Origin of the sequence: Paraburkholderia dinghuensis, assembly GCF_003837865.1 — a bacterium.
Taxonomy (GTDB): domain Bacteria; phylum Pseudomonadota; class Gammaproteobacteria; order Burkholderiales; family Burkholderiaceae; genus Paraburkholderia; species Paraburkholderia dinghuensis.
Genome location: NZ_RQIS01000006.1, coordinates 274101 through 299373, shown reverse-complemented (window position 1 = coordinate 299373; position 25273 = coordinate 274101). Strand labels below are relative to the sequence as shown.

Sequence of the window (25273 nt, the reverse complement as noted above, 5' to 3'; positions counted from 1 at the left end):
AGCAGGTTGCGTTACGGGTTAACAGCCCCTACGAACTCTTTTGTAACCGTTTCTTATTCCGGTTTCGTGGAGACCCACATGAGCAACGTCAAGATTCGCATAGCGCTTGCCGACGACCACCCGGCAGTCCTCTCAGGGCTCAAACACGATCTGAGCGCCATCCCCACCCTCGAAGTGATCGGTACCGCCGCTGATTCAGGGGAACTTGTGAAATTGCTGAATTCAACGCCCTGCGACGTGTTGATCACTGATTACGCTATGCCCGGCGGACAGTACGGCGATGGGCTGACACTGCTTGCCTATTTGCGTAGGACCTATCCAACGCTCCGGGTGGTGGTCTTTACGATGATAGAAAACGTAGGTCTCGTACAGGAGATCGTCAAACTAGGCGTGCAGTCCGTGTTGAGCAAGTCTTTTGATACAGGCCATCTGATATCCGCTGTCCACGCGGTGTTTGCAGGCGCCACCTATTTCCGTACTTCATTGCGGGAAACGGACGAACTGCGAGCTGAATTTTCATCTGCAACAGGTTCCCAAACCCGGACGCTGACCAACCGTGAAATGGAGGTGGTACGGCTTTTTGTTTCCGGCTTGTCCGTGAGTGAAATTGCCGAACGCCTTAATCGAACGAAACAGACGATCAGTGCGCAGAAGGGTCGGGCCATGCGAAAACTCGGAATTGAGCGGGACGCCGATTTATTCCAGCTCGCGTATGAAACTGGATTGGTAACGGCGGCGCATACGCCGAAGTGACGCGCCTGATCCGACTCCATCGCACATTGCATCATGCATACGGAACTGATCCGGGGTTATCTTTGATAACAGAGGTAGCCTCGCATGTTCGCACAGTCTGTCGATATTTTTTAAAGTGGAGCGTCCGGCACAATTATGCTGCCGATTTGACCGAAGGCAGCGTCGCGAAGCATGCCTCCGCGTGTCTGATCCGCCAGTCGAATGGGGCCGCTTGCGGATGCACGGCTCGATTTATGCTCCGATGGAGCGCCGGGCGTGGCCGACCGATTCGTATGCTTTCCGGTAAGCCTCTTCGGACTTGATACTGCGCCATGCCCCTTCGACGAGCACGTTTTACCGTCCATCGACAGCCGGATGCATTGGCCCGGTACGGCCTTGGTGAACGCGGTCGCCATGAACTGGCCGCCCTGATCGGTGTTCAGGATGTCCGGCAGCCCTTAACGGGCAAACACTTTTTCCAGTGCCTCGACGGCGTGCACTGCTTCTTGCCAGTCCGACTCCTTCTAGATTTTTTCTGGTTGCTGAATTGCCATGGCAGATCGACGGAGCCGTTCAAAACGTTCGTTCGCGTCCAGGATCGCAAGAAGGCGGGTTTCGCGCAACAGCCTGTCATATTCGTTGACGATCAATGTCAGCGCTTCGATCGTGTTCGGGCCAAGCTCGTGACTGGTTTGGAATTCGCCGGCGTCGAGCACAGGAAGCTGCCCCCGCCCCGCACCATCGAGCACGTACTGCTCAAGTTTGCCGTGACCCGCTTGCGTCAGGAAGCCCGTTAACAGAACAATCTCTGACAGACATACAACTGCGTCACGTTCGACGTGCCCTCGCCGCACCGACTCAAGCGCGACCCTGACCGGCAGAACGAGACTGTCCGTCGTTGAGCGCTCCATTGAGAGATAGAGTGCCTTGTTGTGCCTGCTTTGCAGCGTAAGGGACTTGCGTTTTCCAATGCGATTCATTGTCTGCTGTGTTTGTCAATGTTGGACCGTTTCGATGGTGTGCTCAAGGCCGTGTACACGATAGGTCAGTCCGGCGGACATGTAGTGCACGCAGAATGTACAGCGCCGCCAACAGCAACCGCGCGAAAGCAGGAGCGGCACGACTGGAACTGGGGAATAATTGCGCTCTAGCGGCGTGCCGTAGCGATCGTAAGATTCGCCATCCAGATAAAAGTCATCCGGACCCTTACCGAGAAAAAAGTCGGCGATCCTTAGTAGATCTTCAACATCGGAAGCGCCGCGCGGGAACGTGTTGGGTGCGAACTTGAGCGAGCCATCGCGAATGCGCTCAAATAGCACGCCGTAGCTCCAAATGTTGAGACCAATCACTTTGACTTCCCATTCTGGCAGCTCGCACTCGATATAACCCTTGAGCAGCGGCGCACCGATCGGAGGGGCGGTCGGCATAGTGAGTGGCGGATAGATCAACAACAGCTTCTTCTTGTTGGTTGCCACGGCGTCACAGTTCGGTGTGCTCTCGCTGCCCGGAAAAATGCAGTCGATTGAGGGTTCATCTGTGGGCGATCGACTGGTCCATCTTGGATAGCATTTGGCGACGGATCTGATTGTTGTCGCCATCCGTTCCGCCTCAAAGGCCCGGTGAATAGATGCGAGCTTTTGCCAAATAATGCATGAACGTCACGAACTTCTCGTAGACAACCGGTGCCTGTCTATGTCAATGAACGAGATGGCTGCTCAAATTATTCAAATTACTGCAGGCTCAGGCAATCTGATTATTGCGAATTGCCAGTAAATAGAACCAGGACCTTTCCGGCTTTCGCCAACAGCGGCTTGGACCGGCCAGAGTTTCATAGACACCTTTGAGCCATAATTTCTGGCAACCGAAGGGGTCTATATGAGCAGCAAGCGGTACACGGATGAGTTCAAGATTGAAGCACTCAAACAGGTGAGCGAGCGCGGTCATTCGGTGGCGGATGTGGCGCAGCGATTGGGCGTCACGACCCACAGCCTGTATGCCTGGAAGATGAAGTTCGAGAAGCCGAATGTCGTGTACGGAATGAACTGAACCAGAACGCTGAGATACGGCGGCTGAATGCCGAACTCACGCGCAAGACCGGGGAGCGCGGCACTCCAAAGAAAGCGGCGTACTTTGCGAACGGCTAACGGCAAGGCGCGCGTTCACGCGAAGCCATATCGGCGAGTTTCGTCTGTGCACGATGTGTGGGGTGCCCGGTGTTCATCGCAGCGGCACGCGTCTGGTAACGCCAGTCGACCAAATTGCACTAACTTCGCCTAACTGGTCTCCACGCCATCACAGTTTCCTGGGCCGGTAAAGACGTCCCGACCCTCCCGGACGCTGTTTAGCATGCGTTCGGCAACATCGGTTCACGTCACGTCGTGACCGCGGTTCCCGGCAGGGGCCAGCTACTGAAAATAGAATAGTTAACGTATATGATCAACGCGCAATTCTGAATAATCTTACGCACTTTAAAAGACATTTCATACTAGTCCACATGTTTTCTTCAGCTCTGAATAATCCTACGCGTCTGGAGAAAACTTTCATACTAATCAAAATTGCTGGGTGGCTCTGAATAGTCCTACGCATTTCGGAGGGTATTTCATACTGGTCCAAATGGAAATAATGCGGCGGTTATGTAAATTACAGTCATGGCACTCGATGAACATGCCCGCGAGAATCTAGTATGGGCTGAAAGCAATCCAGCGGAAATTGCATTGTCTTGGCGAGAGATAGCCATGGCTTCATGACCTGAATTGCCGGGCTTAATCTTCATTTTCATAAATTAATATGAAATGAAAGAGGCTGCAAGTAATTCCACTGCAGTCGTTGATCTTTCGAAATCGTTCGAGTGGCAATTTACTAGTCCCAGATTGCGTTATCCATGGAGTCAATGATGACGGTGACGCGAAGCACTATCGAGGAATCAGAATTCGGCCATTTGTCATCGAATGCGATGCGCTAGAACTGTCGGTGACGGACGTGTTGGCGCCATCGTCTGGCCGTCGGGTCTCGCAGTTCAGAATCTGCTTCGATTCGGCTAAAGCCGCCGCTCAGGACACTTGTTTGCCGACGTACTCGAAGCATCGGACCGACGTCTGACGATCTTCGGCGTGCGGGTGGGCCGAACAGACTGTGGCGCCTTGCTGCAGCGCTACCTGGAGTAATTGCATCATGAAAATCAAAGTCGTACTTGCCGATCAACATCCGGTGGTTATTGTGGGGTTGTCATATTTTCTTAGCAATATAAACACCATAGATGTTATTGGTGAAGCTGGAAGTCCTGACGAAATCCCGCGTCTTGTGAGCGGGGGGGGGTGCGATGTGCTCGTCACGGGTCTTTTGTCGTCCGGTGGTATAAAAGGTGGTGGCCTTAGGTTAATTGAAGATATTCGTCGACAATTTCCGGATCTTAAGATCGTCGTATTCACGATGATCCGCAATCACGCGATAACCAAGCAGCTCCTGAAGCTTGGTGTTCGCTCGGTGATAAACAAGAGCGATCAAATTGATCATCTGATCATAGCCATTCATACAGTCTACGCGGGCGCAGTATATTTTCCGGCAGCAGGCGATGCCATGTCGAACGCGGCCGGTCGTATATCTGTTGCCGGATCAAAGTCTCAGGAGTTGAGCCAGCGTGAAATGGAGGTAATCCGGTTGATCGCGTCTGGCATGTCGATCACTGAGATCGCGGAATACAAGCATCGAGCGGTACAGACAGTCAGCGCGCAAAAAATAAAGGCGATGAAAAAACTTGGAGTTTCCAGCGAGGCCGAATTGTATCAGTACGCGTTCGAATCAGGGATGCTCCACCCCACAATTTCGGAAATGTGAGGGCTGTGCAGCCGAAAGTGGCGTGGAGTTCCCATCAGTAATGCAGGGACAGATACCCGGGTTCACGATACGGAACCGAAAATGCGCGTGGCGACATCAGGTCCGAGTCCGCCTGACGGCCCTGCGCTCCCCCAACGTCCGCCGGATCTCATCGTCGTCGCCGCTTCTTGGTTGGAGCGGGTGTTACATCGCTGTTGGACTGCACGTCTGTAACTGATCAGATGATATGCACTACGGAATAAAAACATGACGGACATCAATTTTGTCCAGGTGCGAGATAAATCCTATTCAATTGCGCAGAGATTCAAGAAGTGACTTATAGCGATCTGAGTGAAAGTGGCTTGTAATGGAGGTAGGGATTCTTAAGTGAAATCCGAGGCAGTTCAAGTGGTGTGCTGGAGATAAAGGGAAGGGCGGAAGTCCGTGATTGCGACGTTCTATGGCGAGATCATTGTCGTTCACGGATTCTTCAGTAACGCGGCGAATGTTCATAGTGATCTGGCGCTGCACGACGATGGGGCGATGGTCTGCGCAGATGTGTTGCCCGTGCAGCCTTGATCAACAAGTGCAAGTTTCACAATTTGCTCTGCAGGTAATGGTTAGCGATGGAAAAGATATCCGACAACCTGAAGATAATTATTTCAATTATCACAGTCCTATTTTCAGGACTACTTTTTTCCCATGCGGCTATCGGCGCATGTATATATCAGGCGTCCAGCTCGACCAACTACTGGAGCCGAGCGGAAAACAATCCGATTGGTCCAAGTTCCGTACAGGTTCTGGCTCAACGATTCCAGCCTTTGGGGACTGTTCTTTTCGATCAGACATTTCCCATGAGCACCTTGCTCGCAAGCAGTCCGAACGCTGTGCTCATGAAGTGTACGGCTGAAAGTGACGCTGCTGCCGCAGGAGCAGCCTTACGCCTCGACGATACGTATCAACTGGGAGGCGGTTTTTCATACAACGGGCTCCAGTATTACTATACGGCGTTTCAGGCAACTTCCACTCAATACTCTCCCGTTGGCTGGAAGCTGTATGCCGAGATGCCTAACGGCACTGAAAGGGAGCTCATCCGTAACGACAGCCTTGGTGCAAGCAATACCGCCGTGATTTTTACACCTCTGACTTATAAGAGTTGCACGGCGAATGGCACACTTACCGCCGCGGATTGTGCGAGTTATCCATTTGTCATCACGGCAAGTGACTTCCCTAGCATTCGTCTGGTACTAATTCGCTCGGCTTATGACTCCAATACTGCCGGAACCAGCGATCGCATGATTGGGCGCATTGGATATGTGTTATCAGCAACATCTGGATCCACCGATTCTGACTATGGCTATATAAGATTGGTCTCAGAATATTCACAGGATGCGTCTCCGGCCTGCGGTATTACGCAGGTTCCGCAAAGTGTGAGCCTGGGAACGCAGTCTGTGTCAACCATCGCCGCAAGCGGTGCATCCTGGTCACCGTTTGTTGTGACTTATGAATGCAGTACAACAAACTCACCAGTCAGCAGTCTGCGCATTGGCTTTGAACCGCAGAATAGATCAAATCTACTGAGTACTGATTATCGTTATCTGGAGTCAGATAATTCAACTGGTAGTGCCAATGGTGTCGGAATTGTCTATCGACGTAACGGTGAGACAACCAGTCGTTACTGGGTGCAGAATTCAGGATGTTCCGGCATTAGTACGGATACGCAAAACAATTCGAACTGCAGTGTGGCCAGTTCACAGACTCAGGATCAGGGATGGTACACCGTAAATCCTGACTCATCTGGCGCGTCCGCAACCGCAGGATATACCGAGTATACGGAGAGCTTTGAAGCAAGGATGGAACAGTTGCCAAGCGTATCCGCTAGCGAAATTACTGCCGGTAACGTGTCTGCGACCGTAAATGTGCTTGTCAATCAGCCATAAACGGGGCTGCAAGATAAGTGTCGGTGACGCTTACACGATAACAGATTAATACATCGCAATCTGCGCGATGTAATTACAGATCCAGTAGCGTTATGTCGCTGGAGTGCCCTGTCGTGCTCGACGCATGACTATTGAAATGTAAGGAGTATCAAATGGAAATCAAAAAACTGGCTATTGCAGTCGGCGTGTCGGTTTGCGCGATGGCATCCGGTCTGGCACATGCCAACAACGTCATCACCTTCAACGGTGAAGTTGTGGAGACGACGTGTGAACCGGTCGCGAACAATGGCGACTATACCGTAGTGTTGGACCAAGTCGCTGCGAGTGCACTCACCGCCGTTGGTCAATATGACGCCATCAGCGCCCCCTTCTCGATCCAGGTCCAGAATTGTCCCGTCACTGCTACGGCAGTGGGCGCAGTGTTGGCGTCCAGTACCTACGATGCCGCTTCGGGCAACCTGACGGACGTGGCGGGTTACGGTTCGGATGCCGTGCAGATCCAGGTGATGGATGGTACGGCACCTACGACGCAGGTCGTTGTGGGTGATACCACTCCGGTAACTTATGTGCCCACAGTCAACAATGCCGCAACCATTCCGATGATGGCGTACTACTACGTCAAGGATACCGCTGGCGTCGTCCCGGGGCTCATCAGTACAACCGCGACCTACGCGCTCCGTACGCAATAAAGCCTGACAGGGCTAGGGAAGATAGGGGTCTGGAATACAGATCCTTATCTTCCTCTCCCGCCTTTTCAGCATGATGGCCCGCAAGGGATGGCATCTGAGTATCCGGCACCAGAGAAACACAAATGTTTGCGATTAAAGTCCGTAATTTCATTAGATATTCAGCGTATCTGCTGATACTGGGTTTGCATGCGCTCATCCCGTTATCGGCATCCGCTGGAGTGGTCATGTATGGAACGCGCATCATTTATCCTGCTGGAACGGAATTTGTGACTGCGCGATTTGCCAACCATGATCGTGCGCCGAATTTGATGCAGGTATGGGTAGATGACGGCAAGGGAGTCCCTCCGACGAATGCCGAAGAAACCCCGTTCTTTGTTGCGCCGCCATTATTCAGAATCAATGCGGGCAGCGAGCAGACGGTCCGCATCATTTTCAACAGCGCAGCCGCCGCCCTGCCCGCGGATAGGGAAACATTGTTCTGGCTGAATTTCTTGCAGATTCCGCCCAACAGTGCGTTATCACAACAATCCGGCACCGCCAGGATAACCATTTCATTCCTGAATCAAGTCAAACTGATATACCGTCCGTCAGGCATAAAGGGTGACGTGGGCGATTTAGCGAAAAACATCAGGTTTGGCATAAGGAAAGAGAAGGGTGATTATTGGTTGGAGGCATCCAATCAAACCGGTTATTACGCCACGTTCATGGAGGATGCCGCCGTTAAGTCTGGCAACGACACCCATCCTGTCAAGTTCGACAAGAACGTGACACTGGCGCCGTTTTCGTCCATCAGCTGGAAGCTGTCAGGGCATGAACCAATCTCATCGCCTTCTACTGTGGAATTTTCTCTGATAGACGATCGGGGCAACGCAAGAATGTCAAAGGCTGATATTTCCCTATAACTCTATCCTGTGAATCAGGATGATAGGTAAATTTATATTTAGGATACCGATGTATTAGAGATCGGTGAACGGGGTATGTGACTGGATAGCGCCATGAAAAGATGTTCATATCTAGATGTGCAGGGTAAAGCCTTTCGGCCGCGTTTGTCCAAGCTATGTGTTGCACTTGCATCAGTTTTCCTTGCCGGTTATTGTTATGCCGAGGAAGCAACCGGAGCTGATCTGGTCGTTGCAACCCGCGAAAATGAACCTGTTTCCGTCCCTGTGGTATTTAATTCCGCCTTTTTGCGCGGTCGCAGCGGCGTCCAGACAGACCTGTCGACGTTTGAAAACGACAACGGACTGTTGCCGGGTGAGTATGCCGTCGACATTTTTCTGAATGGCAACTTCATCCAGAACAAAAAGATCAGTTTCAAAGGCACTTCTGTTCCGGGGAAAACGCGCCCCTGTATTTCGCGTGAGTTCCTGGTTGAAGCGGGTGTTCACGACGAGGTTATTACGATGGAGCCGCAGCAAGACTGCGGGTTCGTAGAGGACACAGTCAAGGGCGGCCAGGTGGCACTCGATGCTTCCCGGATGCGGCTCGACTTGACGATTCCGCAGGCATACCTGAACCGTACGGTAAAGGGGTATGTGCCAAGGTCGGCTTGGGACAGCGGAGATCCTGTTGCCTATGTTAACTATTCTGGCAGCTACTACCACAATTCCAGCAGCTATAGCAGCAACTCGCTGAATTCAACCTATTTTTATCTGCAAGGCGGACTGAACATCGGCCCGTGGCAGTTGCGCAATGTTTCGAGCGTCAGAAATACGCCCAGGAGCGGCACCAAGTTTACCGGCGGGAATACCTATTTGCAGCGCGCCTTGCCGGATATACGCTCCACCCTCATGATTGGGGAGACGTCAACGAGCGGCACACTTTTTGATTCCATCGCATTTCGGGGTATCAGGCTTACCAGTGACGAAAGAATGCTCTCTCCGAACCAGCAGGGGTATGCTCCGGTCATCAGGGGAACTGCAGGAAGCAATGCGAGGGTTGTCGTCCGCCAGGGAGCCAGCGTTGTTTACGAAACTACCGTTCCACCCGGTGAGTTCGTAATCGATGATCTGTATCCGACACAAAATTCTGGAGACCTTAACGTTCAGGTAACGGAAGCCAGTGGGCAGATCCATTCCTTTACCGTGCCATTTTCCGCCGTCAGCACGTCGTTGCGTCCCGGTCTGTCCCGCTATTCTCTTACTGCCGGACGAACCAATGTGTCGTTCCAGAACGCCGCCGACGTCAATTTTATCGAGGCGACGTATGAGCGCGGCATCAACAACCTTCTGACCGTAAACGGGGGGCTGCTTGGAGCCAGTAACAGATATTACTCACTTTCGGCAGGCGGCGTATTGGCAACGAGGGTCGGTGCATTTGGTGCTAATGTTAACTTCGCCAAATCTGATCTTAAAACACTGCCATCGTCAACAGGGTGGCAATTCAAGGGAACGTACAATGCAACCTACAGCCCGACAGGAACATCGGTAACGCTCGGCGCCTATCGCTATTCAACGTCGGGATATATATCGTTACTGGACTCGCTGGCCGGTGGGCAGACTCCATATTACTATATTGACGATACGGGTAAATATGTTCGATCAGATACATTTCGGCAAAAGAGCCGATTTGAACTGAGCCTCAACCAGCCGCTAGGAAAAGTGGGTTCCGTATATATGAATGCGATACGGCAAAACTACTACGGAAATTTCAGCGCAAATACGCAATTTCAGGCCGGTTTTCAGAGTTCAATTGGAAGGGTGGCCTACAACATCGGCTTTTCACGACAACTCCAGCCGTCGTCAACTCTAAATGGCGCTGATAAGTCCCAGAACATTGTTACGGTGGGGCTCGTGATTCCGTTGGATCGTATTTTGAACAGAAACAGCACCTTGACTACCGGGGTGTCCCACTATAGCGACGAGGGTTCCCTATTCCAGACCAACCTGACGGGGTCATTCGGATCTGGTCAGGAATACTCCTACAACATTAACCAGTCGACAGATCAAAGAAGTCATGTCAATAGTGGGGGGGCGAGCCTTTCCCGGAATACCTCGTTCGGAACATTTGGCGCCGGATATACGAAATCCACTGGTTCCTCAGCGGTTACGGCTACCGCGCGGGGAGTCGTCGTCGCTGACCGTCAGGGTGTCTTGGCTGGCCCCTATGTCGGAGATACTTTCGGTATTATCGACGCGCCGGGTGCAGCAGGAGCGAAGCTGACATCCGCCTCCGGCGTTGTACTCAACGGGGCAGGACGGGCCATTGTCCCCTCGCTTTCGCCTTATCGCTATAACGTGGTTACGCTGGACCCGACAGGCATGGCAGGGAATGCAGAACTGGAAGAGACGCAGAAGCGTGTCGCACCTTATGCAGGTGCGGTTCCGCGGATACAGTTCAAGACCCGGCGCGGCTATCCGTTACTTATCAGCGCACAGCTGGAGGATGGCCGGACGTTGCCTATCGGTGGAAAAGTGATGGACGCCGGTGGTAACGAAGTTGGCGTGGTCGGCCAGGGAAGCCAGCTCTACGCGCGGGTGGGCGACACGGACGGAAAACTGCTCGTTACTTGGGGTCAGGCTGACAGCAGCAAATGCACACTCGGTTATCGAGTACCACCGCAGGACGCGGAGAAGACGCTGGTACGCCTGCAAGGCGTCTGCCAGTCCCAGGCTGGTGGTCTTACAACAGAGTAGCGGAGTACCTCCAGTGAGAAATATTGCCAAGTGGATGAAGAGTTGTTGCGCGGGGCTCTTGCTAGCGCTTTTACTGACTGGAGGTATCGAATGTCTTGCCGGCGAGTCCCTGGGGGCGGGGATATTTACCAGTTCAACAAGACTGATCTTTCCATCAACATCCCGCGATGCATCTCTGCAGATTTTCAATGAGAATGATTATCCCGTGATTATCCAGACATGGATCGACGACGGAGACGAGAATGCGCTGCCCGATGAACTGGAGACACCCTTTGTCGTGATTCCTCCACTGATAAGGCTGCAACCACATGAGAGCCGGGCTGTTCGAATCATTTATACCCAGCATCCCTTGCCGGAGGATAAGGAGTCGGTATTCTGGTTTAACGCACAGATGATCCCCCCCATGGCTCATATGCAGACAGATCAAAAAAATGAAATTAGCTTGTCCGTGCGATTAAGGCAGAAGATTTTTTTTCGCCCCCGTCATATCGATAAAGGGTCGGAAGAATGGGCTGACAAATTGGATTGCAGAGCACAGTTTCATCAGGAAGGTGAAGCCATTATCAACTGCCGCAACCCGACGCCATATTATGCGACCCTGGACAAGATCTCCCTGCATACGGGAAATGAAACTCTTACTGAGACAGGGAGCATGCTGGCGCCATTTTCCGATAAGAGTTTTCACTTGAAAGATAGCGTATCTGTCGGAACGAATGAGGGGAATTTTATTGAACTTTCGATAATTGACGACGAAGGATTCGTTAGAAAAATAGTAAGGAATTTGAACTGATTTCATAAATATCGACGCGTCATGATGATCGAGAAGGAAAAGCGGCAAATTCAGTGCAGCGTTCATCGCATCGATCGCAGCGTGTAAGAGCGCGCTTGAACTTGTTAAGCCATGCGAACAGGCGCTCGATTTTCCATCGTCGCCGGTAAGGGGTGCCCTCAAGAACCAACTCGTGCTCATCGTCGCGGTAGACCAGTTTCGGTGTGCCATCGACAAAGTCCCGCTTCAGGTGAAGCCGTTCATGGTAGACCGATGCGTTGTGGCGTGGAGGACCGCCGGCAGGCAACTCGACGCACGCCTTCTTTTTGCCGAAGTCGCACGCCATGCGTTGCCCGTCTGTGATCACTGTGTCTATGGGCAGACCTGTTGATTTCCACCGAGTCGTAACCCACCGTTTTCATCTAGATCTGACCCACCCCGAGACAGCGTAGGACATCTATTCCGGTGTGGATACCTCTTCAATGCCAGCCGGTTTTTCTGCTTTCTTTCTCGTAGCTTTCGCCTTGGCAGAACTGGTCCTGAAGCGCCACGATTCATTGCCGGTCTCGACGATGCGGCAGTGATGCGTAACCCGGTCCAGCAGCGCTGTCGTCATCTTTGCATCCCCGAACACGGTCGCCCACTAGCCGAAGCTGAGATTGGTGGTGATCGCGACGCTCGTGTGCTCGTACAGCTTTGAGAGCAGATGGAACGGCAATGCGCCACCGGTCTGGCTGAACGGCAGGTAGCCCAGTTCATCGAGAATCACCAGATCGACGTACATCAGCTTGTGCGCGATCTGGCCGTGTTTGCCGGTGGACTTATCGAGTTCCAGTGCATTGGTCAGCTCAACGGTCGAGAAGTAACGCACACGCTTGTCGTGGCGCTGTACGGCCTCGATTCCGATTGCCGAGGCGAGGTGCGTCTTGCCAGTGCCGGGCCCACCGATGAACACAATGTTGTGTGCGCTCGTGAGGAACGACAGTTCGCTGAGTTAGCGCACCAGTGCTTCGTCGACATGCGCCTGGGCGAAGTCGAAGCCTTTCTGGTCGCTGTGAGCTGGGAAGCGTGCTGCGGTCATCTGGTAGGCGATCGAGCGCACCTGCCCTTCGGCGGTCTCCGCCATCAACAGCTGCTTCATGAAGCGTTCCGGCTCGAAGTCACTGTGACGCGACTGCGCCAGCAACTCCGGCCACGTGTTCGCCATGCCGTGCAGTTTGAGGCCTTTGCGCTGGGCAGCGATGTCGTTAGACATGACGATCCTCCGGTGGGTTGGCGCGCAGCGTCTCGTAGCGGCTCACGTCAGCCGCGGGCTCTTCCTTGAGCTGGAGTTTCGTGGTAGCGAGTCTGGCACTCGTGACGGGTGCCTTCAGCCGGCTTAGCACGTTCAGGACGTGCTCCGCGCTGGGACGTCCCGAGTCCAGCGCAGCCTGCACAGCAAGCAGCACGGCATCGAGTCCATGTTCGCGTACCGCGGCGAGCACCTGCGTCATGACGCGATCGCCGCACGGGTGCTTGAGCAGGTGCTGCTGCAACAGCTGCAGCGGCATCGTGGCGAACGGAGCCTCGTTGCGTAGCGCGCCAGGTTTGCGCTCGACCAGCGTGATGTAGTGTCGCCAGTCGTAGAAGGTCATGTGCCGCTCGAAGCTTCGTTCGTGGCGCGCGATCTCCAGACCGTCGGCGACGACGCTGAGATACGCCGGATAGCAGCGCACGCTCACCAGCTGGTTCGTGTACTCGGTGGGCACGCTGTAGCGATTGCGCTGGAAGTGGATCAGGCTGGTCGATGAGACCCGCAAGGTCTGCTCGACATAGCCGTCGAACGGGCGTGGGTTGGGCATCAGCCGGGTGCGCTCGTCCTGCAGCAAGTCCTCGACTGTCGGCTCGGGCCATTGCGGGTGCCGCATGTGCCAGGCTTCGCGACACTGGCCGGCAACCCATTCGTTCAGGATCTCCAGCGTTTCCCAGCGTCGCAGGACCGCCTCGTGCCAGATCTGGCGTCGCCGGTCCTGCACGTTCTTCTCGACGATGCCTTTCTCCCAGCCAGCGGCCCGGTTGCAGAACTCGGGCTCGAACGGGTAATGCTCGCACATCGCTTCGAAGCGCGCGTTGACCGCGCGCTCCTTGCCTCGGCCAACCTTGTCCACGGCGGTTTTCATGTTGTCGTAGATACCGCTCCGCGGCACGCCGCCGAACGCGGCGAATGCGCGGGCGTGCGCGTCGAACAGCATCTCGTGACTCTGCGTGGGATAGGCGACGAGCCAGAACGCGCGGGAGGGTGAGTTTGACGTGGGCGAGCTCCAGGCGTCGCCACAGCCCGCCAATGAAGGCGTATTCGCAGCTCCAGTCGAACTGGAAGGCTTCGCCGGGCTCGAAGGCGAGGGGCACATAGGCCTTCCTGCGCGGCGCTTCGGCCTGCTCCTCGCACCAGCGCCTCACGAACGCGCTGACGCGGCCGTAGCTGCTGGCGTAACCCTCGCTGCGGATCGCCTCGAACATGAACCGAGCCGTGCGCCGGTCACGCTTCGGGCGACGACTGTCCGCCTGCAGCCAGCCTGTCAGCTGTGTGGCCCACTCGTCGACGACGCTCGGACTGACGCGCTTTGGATACTTCGGCTCGACAGCATCGGTCTGCCGCAGCCAGTTGCGCACCGTGTTTCGGGACAGGCCCGTACGCCTCGCGATCTCGCGTAGCGGGACCTTCTCGCGGAATTACATCTGCCTGATCTTGGCCAATATGCCCACCGCGATCACCTCTGTATCCCCTGCTCAAAGATTGAGCAGGGGATACAATCACGCGGGTCGAAATTCGATGAAAACTACGGACTCAGGTGGGTCAACGCGGCGCGGACATCAACACACACGCCTCAATATATAGATCCAGCGCGCTCGGTGAAATACCGGCAGGAGATGTCCATGAAGTGGCTGCTGCAAGCGTCTCTGATGGCCCTCTGCGTGGCCGCGTGTGGCTCAGTCGGGCTCGCCCGTTCCGCAGAAAATTGCGCTAACAGGCTCACCGAATAGCGTCGCTGTACGGACGTCCGATGGCGCCGTCTATCTCACCGACGATACGACCAACGCCATTCTCGCGTCGTCCGACCTTAACTATTTCGCTTCATACGCAAGCATTCCTGCCGTCGACGGGCAACGCAATAGCCTGAGCCAGATTGCTGTTACTGCTGACGGTCAACTACTGGTCGCGCGGTTCGGGTTTGGGACGGCAAGCGCAATCTTCAACGTCGATACCACCGGACGCGCCACGCTTGCGAGTAACACCAACCCCGGCCGCAGGCGCCTTGGCCTGCTTGTCCTGAACCAGACCGAGATTCTGTCCAGTTGGTTCGTGAAGTCAGGAAGCGATCCTGCGCAGGGCGGCGTAAGTCTCGTCACGCGTGGCGCCGCGATGGATCAAGGAACGGAACGCGATCTCGTCGTCGGGCTCGGTAAGCCGGTCGGCCTCGCAATGGTCGGCGATACGCTATTCATCAGCGATCAGACAAACAATCGGATCGTGAAACTTGATCTACCGGTGGCGCTGTCCGCCCACGCACCAGTGATGGCAAATGACATCTTCGCGAACGTCGCGGCCCCGGATCTTATGGCGGCGGCACCCGACGGCACGCTGTACACCAAGTGCGGAGACCACGCGCTATGTCGCTTTTCGCCCACGGGGGAGGCCACGGCAGTCGCCAGCGATTTCGACGAGCCGCGCGGAGTGGCGGTCGACCCCGTCCGCAAACGCCTGCTCGCCGTCGATCGCGCCGGCTCCGCCGGTGGACCGAGCTATCTGCGCGTCTTGCCAATCAACTGACTGCGACCTGGTGGATTCGATTTCGCTTTAGGTACTGCGACTTCGCGGGGCGCCAGTTCTCCTGTCGGTGCGTCAATTGAGAGTATAGGAAACACACCTGCCGAGCGACGAAGTGCATGGGAAAGTATCTCAATCGCTGACCTATTTATAACATCGGGATTACTTATAAAATATTAAAAGCGGATTCAACGTTATTCCATTCCTGCCATGAAAGAAGGCGAAGCCAGAGCTAGCGACGACGACAGGTAATGCTCATCCGATGGCGCGACAATGCGAAGATCAGCTAACGTGCCAACCTGCTCAATGCCCTTCGTTGGCAACTCGCGCCGCGCCGATAATCGCACCGTCCAGTGACTGAATCACTATTGCCGCCTGTTCACCGGCAGGCGATGTGGGTTCAAGCTTCAACGGAGCGCCAGTCCATTCGCCGACGGTTTGTATCGAGCGAACGATATTTGACTCGCTGAGCGCGCGACCCGCGTTTTCGCCTCGCCCAACGTTCGTCACATGCCCGGTGTCATATCCAATCAGCAAGATTTGCGCATGACCGGTGCCGCGCCCAACTGTGACTGAAATCGTTCCGTCGTGACGCACACCACTAACAAACACCCCAGCGTCGTCAGCTTTTTGAGCGTTTCTGATCGCTGCTTCGGCGGCACGCCGATTCGAACCAACAACTCCTTTCAGGCCGTCGATCACCATTTCCGGCGTATAGGAACCGTCACCAAAGCGGGCGCCGTACTCCGCCTGGCGCTGCGTCGCCACCTCCAGCGAGTAAGGGTCCTGCCAGCCCAGGCTGTTCCAGTAAGTCACATGAAACGCGAGTGGAAGCAACTCCGGACGGTCATGAGATAGCTCGGACAGATAGGCATCAGCCGGAGGGCACGAGGAGCACCCTTCGGACGTGAAGAGCTCAACAACTACAGGGCGGGCTGACGCCACAACGGACGCGACAAGCAGTGAGGACGCGACAGCAACGAGCCGTACAAACATGATCGGTCTCCAGGGCGACGGGACTGCCGCTTAATTTGTCGCACGCGCTCAGTGGGTCCGCCGTGGCAGGCCGATCCGCATACCGACTTAACGCAGCCAGAATTCAGGGCCACCATCAAGCCGCATTCAGATGCGGACAGTAGTCGCCCCAGTCCGTTAGTTCGTTCGGTTACGCATTCTGGTTACAGCGTCCGCATAAGCGACTCTTAAATCCCCCATGCACCGATCTGCTAGTCCGTCTGGCACCGTGCGCAGTGCTGGAATAAACCCAAACCCCAAGTGATTTGTTCTTGCCCTTTTGTTTGTTTGCACTATAAAAATGTAATCCATTACATTTTCATCCTTGAGCGAGATATCCGGGGATTGTGCATGTCGATTCTGAACGTCGCGGACCTCGCTGGCGTGTCGGTGGCGACCGTCTCGCGGGTGCTCAATGGCCATACGAATGTCAAGCCGGAAACGCGCTTGCGCGTGATGGCAGCGGTCGAGCGTAGTGGCTATCGAATCAACGAACTCGCCCGTAACTTGCGTACGGCCGAAAGCCGGCTGCTGCTTACGATGGTGCCCAACATCGGCAATCCGTTCTACGCGGAAATTGTGCGCGGTATCGACAGCGTCGCGAGTCAGCAGGGTTACTTCATGCTGCTATGCAACACCGACGGAGAACTCGGGCGCGAGCGCAGCTATTTCGACATGTTGCGTCGGCATCGCGCGGACGGCGCAATTTGCCTCGATCCGACTGCGATCCAGCAGGCGCTTGCCGAGGAGTCCGGTGCGTTGCCGTGGGTCGCCTGCTGCGAATTCGACCCGGCAGGTGGCGTGCCATATGTCGGGATCGATAACTACCGCGCCGCGGGCGAAGCCATGCGTTATTTGCTGTCGCGTGGTCGACGCCGGATTGCGCTGATGAATTCCGGCGATGGCTACCTGTACGCGCAGCAGCGTCAACAGGCTTATCTCGACACACTTGCCGAAGCGGGTCTGACGCCCGATCTCCGCTGGATTCTGAATCTCGACAGCCTGGATTACGAGGCGGGTGCCGCTGCCGCAGTCGCATTGGCCACCGCGGGTAGCGACGGACCGGACGCGATCTTTGCCGTGTCGGATACGCTGGCCATCGGGGTGATCAATGGCTTGCGCAGCGTTGGCCGCAAGGTGCCTGACGATGTTGCAGTCATCGGTTTCGATGACATCGCTATCGCCGCGCAGATTGATCCGCCATTGACCACGGTGGCGCAACCCATGCAGGAACTCGGGCAGACCGCAGCGCGGCTCTTGCTTCGGCGGCTGGTTGAGCCGGCCGCCACATTGCCCGGTGTGCTGCTGCCGCATCGGCTGATGATGCGCGCGAGCGCATGACGAATGGCCCAGAGGAGAACGAAACGATGAGCCTGGCTGTGCGTTTCGATGACATCCACAAGGACTTCGGGCCGGTGCGTGTGTTGCATGGCGTGAGCTTTGCCCTGGCACCCAGCCGTATCTACGGACTGGTGGGGGAGAACGGCGCCGGCAAGTCGACGCTGATGAAGATTCTCGCCGGATACGAGAAGCCCAGCGCGGGGGCGATCGAGATCGACGGGACGCCGGTTCATTTTGGCGGATCGCGCGAAGCGGAAGCCGCCGGTATCGTGTTGATCCACCAGGAGTTCAATCTGGCCGAGCATCTGACGATCTCACAGAACATGTATCTGGGCCACGAGAAGCGCAGGGGCTGGTTCGTCGACGACACGGCAATGCACGACGAGGCGAGGCACTATCTCGCTCAGGTCGGGCTGGACAAAACGCCTGGCACGCCGGTTCGCGAGCTGATCGTCGCGGAGAAACAACTGGTCGAGATAGCCAAGGCGCTGTCGCGCCACGCGCGTCTGCTCATCATGGATGAACCCACTGCGACGTTGACGCCAGAGGAAACCCACCGCCTGTTTGCCTTGATGGAGCGGCTAAAAGCGGATGGCGTGACGATCGTCTATATCTCGCACAAGCTCGACGAAGTCGAGCGCATTACCGACGAGGTGATCGTGATGCGCGACGGGCGTTTCGTCTCTCGTGGCGAAACGGCCGGATTCACTCGCCAGCAGATGGCGAACCTGATGGTCGGGCGCGAAGTGTCGGACATGTTTCCTGATAAGGCGCCGGTGCCCGAGGGTGCAGGCGTCGCACTGAAAGTCGAGGGGCTTGCCGTACCCGGCTGGATCGAGGGTCTGAGTTTTCAGGTGCATGCTGGCGAGGTGTTCGGCTTTGCCGGTCTGGTGGGTTCGGGGCGTACCGAGGCGTTCGAAGCGATGCTCGGGCTGCGCCGTCGCAGCGCGGGCCGCGTCGAGATCGCGGGGCGTTGCATCGAGTTGAACAGCCCGCGCGACGCGATGCGCCAGGGCCTCACATATCTAAGCGAGGATCGCAAGGGCAAGGGGCTCCATGTCGATTTGAGCTTGCAGGACAATCTCACGCTGATGACGCACGAACGTTACGCGCATCCGCTAATCGACACCAGGGCGGAGCGCGACGCGCTACAGCAGGCGGTGGGGGAATTCGGCATTCGCGTGGGCGATCTGGCTGGTCGCGCGCGCACGTTGTCGGGCGGCAACCAGCAAAAGCTTGCACTGGCGAAGTTTCTGCAACCCGATCCGCGCGTGATCGTACTTGATGAACCCACGCGCGGCGTCGATGTCGGCGCGAAACGCGACATCTATTTCATGATTCACCGACTCGCTCGGGAAGGGCGTGCGGTGATCGTGATTTCGTCCGAGTTGATCGAGCTGATTGGCCTGTGCCATCGCGTCGCTGTCATGCGCGCCGGGCGTCTGCAGGCGATACTCGGCCGCGAGCACTTAACCGAAGAGGAGTTGATTGCTCATGCAACCGGCACACACTGAAACCGCGCAGTCTTCGCAGATGGTCCGTTTCGCGCGACGTTTGCATGGCGTCGGACCGTTCGCTGGCCTGATCGCGCTCTGCATTGCCGGCATGTTGTTGAACCGCGATTTCGCGACGCTCGCGAACCTGATGAACGTGCTGACCCGCACGTCGTTCATCGGCATCATCGCGGTGGGCATGACCTTCGTGATCATTTCGGGCGGCATTGATCTCTCCGTCGGTTCGATGGCCGCGCTGATCTCGGGCGTCATGATCTGGCTGATGAATGGGCTCGCGAACGGTATCGGCGGGCATACCTTTGCGCCGCTCGCGATTCTCGCCATCGGTATCGTCAGCGCGTTGCTGCTGGGTGCACTGTTCGGTTGCTCGCATGGTTTGCTGATCACAAAAGGCCGTATCGAACCGTTTATCGTCACGCTCGGCACGCTCGGTATTTTCCGCGCGGTGCTGACATGGCTGGCAGACGGCGGTGCGCTGACGCTGAACGATACCTTGGCCAACTTTTACGGCCCCGTCTATTACGCCAGCCTGTTCGGCGTACCGGTGCCGATCTGGGTATTTCTCGCCATCGCGGCAGCGGGTGCGCTGATCCTGAACCGCACGCCGTTCGGTCGTCACGTGCAGGCGATAGGATCGAACGAACAGGTCGCGCGTTACGCGGCCATCCAGGTCGATCGCGTGAAGATCGCAACTTATGCGCTGACGGGTGTCTGCGTTGGTATCGCGACCGTGTTGTACGTCCCGCGTCTCGGCTCCGCCACGCCGACCACCGGGCTGTTGTGGGAGCTCGAGGCGATTGCAGCCGTGGTCGTCGGCGGCACGGCGCTCAAGGGCGGCGAGGGGCGCGTGATCGGCACCGTCGTCGGCGCGATTCTACTGTCCACGATCGCCAATATCCTGAATCTCACCAGCATTATCAGCGTATATCTGAATGCGGCGGTACAAGGCGTTGTGATCATCGTCGTCGCGTTCTTGCAGCGCGGGCGGCGTTGAACGATACGCGCAAGAACCGGATGGAGCCGTCCGGAGGCGGACGGCTCAAGAAGGAGCAGGCGTTTCACCGAGAAGGACGCGCGGTGCGTCCCGACAACCAGAGGAGACGTGATGAAGCCGATTCAGAGAATGGTTGGCGCTGGTGTGCTGGCGCTGGGCGTGATGATGACGGTCGGCGCGAGCGCCGCGCACGCCGATGACAAGGTGATACTTGGCGTAGCGATTCCGACCGCCGATCACGGGTTTACCGGCGGGATTGTCTGGTGGGCGAACAAGGCGAAGAGCGATCTCGAGAAAGCCCATCCGGATCTGAAGGTGATCGTGAAGACCGCCGCGAACGCGCCTGACCAGGCGAATCAGCTGCAGGATCTGGTGACCGTCAACAAGATCAACGCGCTGGTGATCTTCCCGTATGAATCGGCGTCGTTGACCCAGCCTGTCGCGCAGGTGAAGAAGAAAGGGATTTATGTGACGGTCGTCGACCGTGGGTTGACGGATACCAGTGCGCAGGACGCCTACGTTGCGGGCGACAATACCGCTTTCGGCCGGATTCCAGCCGAATTTCTGGCCAAGGCGCTGGGCGGCAAGGGCAACATCGTTGCGCTACGCGGAATTCCGACCACGCTCGACAATGAGCGCTGGGCCGCGTTTACCGGTGTGTTGAAGGCCTATCCGGACATCAAGCTGCTGGATGGCAAGTATGCGAACTGGAATCGCGACGACGCGTTCAAGGTCACGCAGGATTATCTGACGCGCTTCCCGCACATCGACGCTATATGGGCCGCGGACGACGATATGGCAGTCGGCGTGCTGAAGGCTATCGATCAGGCCAAACGCAGCGATATCAAGATCGTATTCGGCGGTGCAGGCTCGAAGGGCATGGTCAAGAACGTGATGGACGGTGCGCCGATGCTGCCTGCGGACGTGTCGTATTCGCCGAAGTTCATCTACGACGCGATAAAGCTGACGGCCGAGGCGCGTCTGAAGGGCGAAAAGCTCGCAGAAAAAACGATCATCCCGTCGGTGTTGATCACGAAAGAGAACGCGAAGGACTTTTACTTTCCCGACTCGCCATTCTGACGCTGGCCATCTCCGGCCAGGTGAGGGGACGGCGTGACGCACCGCCCGACGTACCGGGCGGTGCACATTCCGTCGAAACGACGTTCGCGCAGGAACGCAAATCATGAAAACCATCCAGGGTCCGGCGATTTTCCTCGCGCAGTTCATGAGCGACGAGGCGCCGTTCGACAATCTTGCCGATCTGGCCGCGTGGGCCGCGCAACTCGGCTACCGAGGCGTCCAGTTGCCGACGGATCCGCGGCTGATCGATCTCGAACAGGCGGCCGGCAGTCAGGCATATTGCGACGACATCCGCGCACTGCTCGACAAGCAGGGCGTGGTCATCACCGAGCTGTCGACGCATCTGCAAGGGCAGTTGCTGGCCGTGCATCCGGCCTACGATCAGTTGTTCGACGGGTTCGCGCCGCTGGCGGTGCGCGGCGATCCGGCCGCGCGTGCCGCATGGGCCGGGCAGCAACTGCGCTGGGCCGCGCAGGCCTCGCGCCGCCTCGGCCTGAATGCGCACGCCACGTTTTCCGGCGCGCTGGCGTGGCCGTATCTGTACCCGTGGCCGCAGCGCCCCGCAGGCCTCGTTGAGGCAGCTTTCGAGGAACTCGCCCGACGCTGGCGCCCGATTCTGGACGCGTTCGGCGAAGCGGGGGTCGACGTCTGTTACGAACTGCATCCGGGCGAGGACCTGCACGACGGCGTCACATTCGAGCGCTTCCTCGCGGCCGTCGACGACCATCCACGCGCGAACATACTGTATGACCCGAGCCATTTCGTACTGCAGCAGCTCGATTACCTGGCATTCGTCGACATCTATCACGAGCGCATCAAGGCTTTCCATGTGAAGGATGCCGAGTTCCGTCCGAATGGACGGCAGGGTGTGTATGGCGGCTACAGCGGCTGGCTTGAACGCGCGGGCCGCTTCCGTTCACCCGGCGATGGCCAGATCGATTTTGGTGCGATTTTCTCGAAGCTCGCGCAATACGATTATCCCGGCTGGGCCGTGCTCGAATGGGAGTGCGCGCTGAAGCATCCGCAGGATGGTGCGCGCGAGGGTGCCGAATTCATCAGACGGCACATCATCCGCGTCGCGGAGCGGGCCTTCGACGACTTCGCCGGCAGTGGTGTCGATAGCCAGCAGATCAAGGCGCTACTCGGTTTGTGACGCGACGGATTTTCGGTGCGCAAGCGAAATGATATGGAATGCGAAATGATGAAAGGACAGCGGAAAAAATTGCGGTTGGGGATGGTGGGTGGCGGGCAGGGTTCATTCATCGGCGCGGTGCATCGCATCGCGGCCCGCATCGACGATCGTTTCGAGTGGGTGGCGGGCGCCTTGTCGTCCGACCCGGCGCGCGCCCATGCTAGCGCGGCGGAGGCCGGTATTGCGCGTAGCTACAGTGACTGGCGCGAGATGGCGCGTGCCGAGGCTGCGCGGGACGATGGCATCGATGCGGTGTCGATCGTGACACCCAATCATCTGCATGCACCGGTCGCGACAGCCTTTCTCGAGGCCGGTATCCACGTGATCTGCGATAAGCCGTTGGCGATGTCGCTGGCGGAAGGGGAGGCGCTTGCCAGGCTCGCACGCGAGCGTGGCAAGCTGTTCGCGCTGACGCATACCTATTCAGGGTATCCGATGGTGCGGCACGCGCGCGAACTGGTGGCGAACGGCACGCTTGGCGAGTTGCGGATCGTGCAGGTCGAGTACGCGCAGGACTGGCTCGCCGAGCCAGTCGAAGCCGACGGCGCCAACAAGCAGGCCGGCTGGCGCACCGATCCCGCGCAGGCCGGGCCGGCCGGCTGTCTCGGCGACATCGGCACACATGCGTATCACCTCGCGACCTTCGTCACCGGCGTGGCGCCCGCCGCGCTGTCGGCGGAACTTCACACGTTCGTGCCCGGGCGCCGCCTCGACGATCACGTGCAGGTCATGCTGCGCTACGCGAACGGTGCGCGCGGGATGCTGTGGGCGAGCCAGGTCGCGAGCGGCGCGGAGAACGCGCTGCGGTTGCGCGTGTACGGTACGAGGGGCAGCCTGGCGTTCGACCAGGAATCGCCGGATGTGCTCTGGGTCACGCCGCTGGGCGGTGTGGCGCAGCGGCTGACGCGCGGCCGTGTGAACTCGGCCGTGGCGCAGCATGCCACACGCGTGCCGGCCGGGCACCCTGAAGGGTATCTGGAGGCGTTTGCCCAGTTGTATCTCGACGCGGCGCTGCAGATCGAGGCGCTCGATGCGGGCCTGCCACTGCCGCCCGAGAGCCGCCTGCTGACCACGGTCGACGACGGTGTGGCCGGGCATCGCTTCATGGAGACGGTGCTGAAGAGCAGCGCGTCCGATGGCAAGTGGTGGCCTGTCGAGTGAGCGCGTATGACCTACGATGGTTCTGTTATCTGTGATTCCTTTCGTCGAATAGAAATGTACGGGCCATCAATGCGAACCTCACTTACCCTCGAATCCGCGTTGTCCTGTCCGCACTGCGGGTACGTGTCAGTCGTGGTGATGCCGACCGACGCCTGCGTCTACTTCTATGAATGCCCGGGGTGCAAAACCCTGCTTTCTCCGAAGTCTGGCGATTGTTGTGTCTTCTGTTCGTATGGCTCGGTCAAGTGTCCGCCCGTGCAAGAAGCACGTTCCTGCTGCGCGCATCGGGTTACTTAACCCGCGCCTTTTCTCTCGTCGGCCGCCAGGCCGTCAAAGCCGCAACCCATGCCGGTGATGCCTGCCGCGATCGAGATGCGCGTATGCTTGTTCACAACCGCCAGTTTTTGTTAAAGCAGACTTCATTGAGACCGGATCACATCATCAAAAGCATCTTCGCGTTTGCGACGGGTGATTCACGCTGATTGGCCGGGCTGGAGCGCGTGTTCGTGACCACACGTCATTGCTGCGCTGCAGAAAATGCTGCGGCGCCACGGATTCGGGAGCAGTGCCGAGCGCGGCGCGGACAGATTGCGCGGAAGTTCCGCGCCGAGCGCGATGACCGACCGCATCTACCGTAGTGTTTCATGAAGTTGGTCGCACCTGTAGTTCGCTCACACTCGGCCTTGGCTGCAACGTTTCAGGGTGTTCCGGAGTCGTTGCAGGAGATCCGGATGCGTGTCTGGAGGCAATCATGCACAACATTCTCGCGGGTTACGATGGTTCGGCTTCCGCGCAGGTGGCAGTCCGCTTCGCAAAAAATCTCGCTGAAAAGGAAGGGGCGCGGCTGCACGTTCTTGCGGTTGTCAGTCCGCCGGACTGGGGTAAGTTGGCCTATGAGCTGCCTGAGCTGCTTGAGACCGAAAAACGCCACTGTCAGGACCTCATCACCGAGCTCAAGGGAATGCTCGGGGTATCCGCAGTCACGGTGCAATATGAAATGGTTGTCGGGCATCCGGCCAAGGAACTGGTGCTGTATGCCGAGCGGCACAATATCGACCACGTAGTGGTAGGGCATCGCGGGCGGACTGCTTTTGATCGTTGGCTGCTGGGCTCCATCGCGAGGCAAGTGATCGCCTATGCGCCGTGCTCCGTCACAATCGTGCGCGACCGGCCAGGTGTTGCGAAGGAGCATCGATGATGCGGAAGGGTGCGGACGAGAGTTTCAACTGAACATTCCGCGACGAGTATCTGAGCCTCGAGTGGTTTCGCACTCGTGCCGAAGCAAAGGTCGTGATCGAAAAGTGGCGGCGCCACTACGATGCGATCGATCGCATTCAAGTCTCGCGTACCTGACGCCCGACGAATTCGAGCAGCAGCATTGTTTAACTGGAGCAACCGAGGCCGCTCCCCAAGATTGAAGTGGCCCGAAGAAATCAGGCAGGTCGCCCTGTCCGGTTTCCATCTGAGCCGTGTGCATCCCGGGCAGCATGAACGACGTCGACCCAGCAGCTCCCCGGAAAGGCATTCCGCGCATCGGTGAAGTGTATTTCAACAGCCTGCCAGGGCGATGCGAGCCGCCTGCCGGAAGTTT

Annotated in this window: 20 protein-coding genes and 4 pseudogenes; 18 read left to right on the top strand and 6 right to left on the bottom strand. The window is 57.2% G+C overall.

Going from position 1 to position 25273, the window contains the following annotated elements:
* Positions 1 to 78: 78 nt before the first annotated feature.
* Complete coding sequence (locus D1Y85_RS10740) at positions 79 to 753, top strand: response regulator (protein WP_124151017.1); 675 nt, start codon at positions 79 to 81, stop codon at positions 751 to 753.
* A gap of 503 nt (positions 754 to 1256) precedes the next feature.
* Here D1Y85_RS10740 and D1Y85_RS10735 read toward each other — a convergent pair.
* On the bottom strand, positions 1257 to 1712 hold the full coding sequence (locus tag D1Y85_RS10735) for a hypothetical protein (protein WP_124151016.1): 456 nt from the start codon (positions 1710 to 1712) through the stop codon (positions 1257 to 1259).
* Positions 1713 to 1727: 15 nt separating this feature from the next.
* Positions 1728 to 2207 (bottom strand): hypothetical protein, encoded by a 480-nt coding sequence (locus D1Y85_RS10730; RefSeq protein WP_124151015.1) that lies wholly within the window; start codon positions 2205 to 2207, stop codon positions 1728 to 1730.
* Positions 2208 to 2607: 400 nt separating this feature from the next.
* Between D1Y85_RS10730 and D1Y85_RS28080 the strand changes: the two are divergent.
* The 7 genes and pseudogenes from D1Y85_RS28080 to D1Y85_RS10695 all read left to right on the top strand — a co-directional run.
* Positions 2608 to 2962, top strand: a pseudogene (locus D1Y85_RS28080) (transposase); the annotation flags it as partial.
* Positions 2963 to 3903: 941 nt separating this feature from the next.
* Positions 3904 to 4566, top strand: a complete 663-nt coding sequence (locus D1Y85_RS10720; protein ID WP_124151014.1) for a LuxR C-terminal-related transcriptional regulator — start codon at positions 3904 to 3906, stop codon at positions 4564 to 4566.
* Between the two features lie 605 nt (positions 4567 to 5171).
* Positions 5172 to 6485: a fimbrial protein gene (locus D1Y85_RS10715; RefSeq protein ID WP_124151013.1), complete on the top strand. Its 1314-nt coding sequence runs from the start codon at positions 5172 to 5174 to the stop codon at positions 6483 to 6485.
* A 152-nt stretch (positions 6486 to 6637) separates the two neighbouring features.
* Positions 6638 to 7174, top strand: coding sequence for a fimbrial protein (locus D1Y85_RS10710; protein ID WP_124151012.1), 537 nt, complete (start codon positions 6638 to 6640; stop codon positions 7172 to 7174).
* 122 nt (positions 7175 to 7296) lie between these two features.
* Complete coding sequence (locus D1Y85_RS10705) at positions 7297 to 8076, top strand: fimbrial biogenesis chaperone (RefSeq protein ID WP_124151011.1); 780 nt, start codon at positions 7297 to 7299, stop codon at positions 8074 to 8076.
* A 93-nt stretch (positions 8077 to 8169) separates the two neighbouring features.
* A complete protein-coding gene (locus tag D1Y85_RS10700; protein ID WP_124151010.1) occupies positions 8170 to 10809 on the top strand; it encodes a fimbria/pilus outer membrane usher protein in 2640 nt (879 codons plus the stop codon).
* 13 nt (positions 10810 to 10822) lie between these two features.
* The gene (locus D1Y85_RS10695) at positions 10823 to 11599 is read left to right on the top strand and encodes a fimbrial biogenesis chaperone (protein ID WP_124151009.1); all 777 of its coding nucleotides are present in this window, start codon (positions 10823 to 10825) and stop codon (positions 11597 to 11599) included.
* Positions 11600 to 11618: 19 nt separating this feature from the next.
* Here D1Y85_RS10695 and D1Y85_RS10690 read toward each other — a convergent pair whose 3' ends face one another.
* The 3 genes and pseudogenes from D1Y85_RS10690 to istA all read right to left on the bottom strand — a co-directional run bounded on the left by D1Y85_RS10690 (position 11619) and on the right by istA (position 14263).
* On the bottom strand, positions 11619 to 11924 hold the full coding sequence (locus D1Y85_RS10690; protein WP_124151008.1) for a hypothetical protein: 306 nt from the start codon (positions 11922 to 11924) through the stop codon (positions 11619 to 11621).
* A 111-nt stretch (positions 11925 to 12035) separates the two neighbouring features.
* Positions 12036 to 12833: pseudogene (istB, locus tag D1Y85_RS10685) on the bottom strand (IS21-like element helper ATPase IstB).
* Positions 12826 to 14263 (bottom strand): annotated as a pseudogene (gene istA / locus D1Y85_RS10680) (IS21 family transposase). Before istA ends, istB begins: the two co-directional pseudogenes overlap by 8 nt.
* A 718-nt stretch (positions 14264 to 14981) precedes the next feature.
* Here istA and D1Y85_RS27540 point away from each other — a divergent pair.
* On the top strand, positions 14982 to 15389 hold the full coding sequence (locus tag D1Y85_RS27540; protein ID WP_246024863.1) for an NHL repeat-containing protein: 408 nt from the start codon (positions 14982 to 14984) through the stop codon (positions 15387 to 15389).
* Between the two features lie 300 nt (positions 15390 to 15689).
* Here D1Y85_RS27540 and D1Y85_RS10670 read toward each other — a convergent pair whose 3' ends face one another.
* Positions 15690 to 16382: a DUF1223 domain-containing protein gene (locus tag D1Y85_RS10670; RefSeq protein WP_124151007.1), complete on the bottom strand. Its 693-nt coding sequence runs from the start codon at positions 16380 to 16382 to the stop codon at positions 15690 to 15692.
* Positions 16383 to 16751: 369 nt separating this feature from the next.
* Between D1Y85_RS10670 and D1Y85_RS10665 the strand changes: the two genes are divergently transcribed.
* The 9 genes and pseudogenes from D1Y85_RS10665 to D1Y85_RS10625 form a co-directional block, all read left to right on the top strand.
* Positions 16752 to 17741 carry a LacI family DNA-binding transcriptional regulator gene (locus tag D1Y85_RS10665; RefSeq protein WP_124151006.1) on the top strand — a complete coding sequence of 330 codons (990 nt, stop codon included), beginning with the start codon at positions 16752 to 16754 and terminating at the stop codon, positions 17739 to 17741.
* A gap of 26 nt (positions 17742 to 17767) precedes the next feature.
* A complete protein-coding gene (locus D1Y85_RS10660) occupies positions 17768 to 19255 on the top strand; it encodes a sugar ABC transporter ATP-binding protein (protein ID WP_124151005.1) in 1488 nt (495 codons plus the stop codon).
* Positions 19236 to 20249 carry an ABC transporter permease gene (locus D1Y85_RS10655; protein ID WP_124151004.1) on the top strand — a complete coding sequence of 338 codons (1014 nt, stop codon included), beginning with the start codon at positions 19236 to 19238 and terminating at the stop codon, positions 20247 to 20249. The genes D1Y85_RS10660 and D1Y85_RS10655 overlap by 20 nt, the downstream gene beginning before the upstream one ends.
* A 111-nt stretch (positions 20250 to 20360) precedes the next feature.
* Positions 20361 to 21329, top strand: a complete 969-nt coding sequence (locus D1Y85_RS10650; RefSeq protein WP_124151003.1) for a substrate-binding domain-containing protein — start codon at positions 20361 to 20363, stop codon at positions 21327 to 21329.
* Between the two features lie 103 nt (positions 21330 to 21432).
* Positions 21433 to 22482 (top strand): sugar phosphate isomerase/epimerase family protein, encoded by a 1050-nt coding sequence (locus D1Y85_RS10645; protein ID WP_124151002.1) that lies wholly within the window; start codon positions 21433 to 21435, stop codon positions 22480 to 22482.
* Between the two features lie 45 nt (positions 22483 to 22527).
* Complete coding sequence (locus D1Y85_RS10640) at positions 22528 to 23682, top strand: Gfo/Idh/MocA family protein (protein ID WP_425466915.1); 1155 nt, start codon at positions 22528 to 22530, stop codon at positions 23680 to 23682.
* A 69-nt stretch (positions 23683 to 23751) separates the two neighbouring features.
* Complete coding sequence (locus tag D1Y85_RS27535; protein ID WP_124151059.1) at positions 23752 to 23979, top strand: GDCCVxC domain-containing (seleno)protein; 228 nt, start codon at positions 23752 to 23754, stop codon at positions 23977 to 23979.
* A 454-nt stretch (positions 23980 to 24433) separates the two neighbouring features.
* A complete protein-coding gene (locus D1Y85_RS10630) occupies positions 24434 to 24880 on the top strand; it encodes a universal stress protein (protein WP_124151001.1) in 447 nt (148 codons plus the stop codon).
* A 2-nt stretch (positions 24881 to 24882) separates the two neighbouring features.
* Positions 24883 to 25100, top strand: a pseudogene (locus D1Y85_RS10625) (integrase core domain-containing protein); the annotation flags it as partial.
* Between the last annotated feature and the right edge of the window lie 173 nt (positions 25101 to 25273).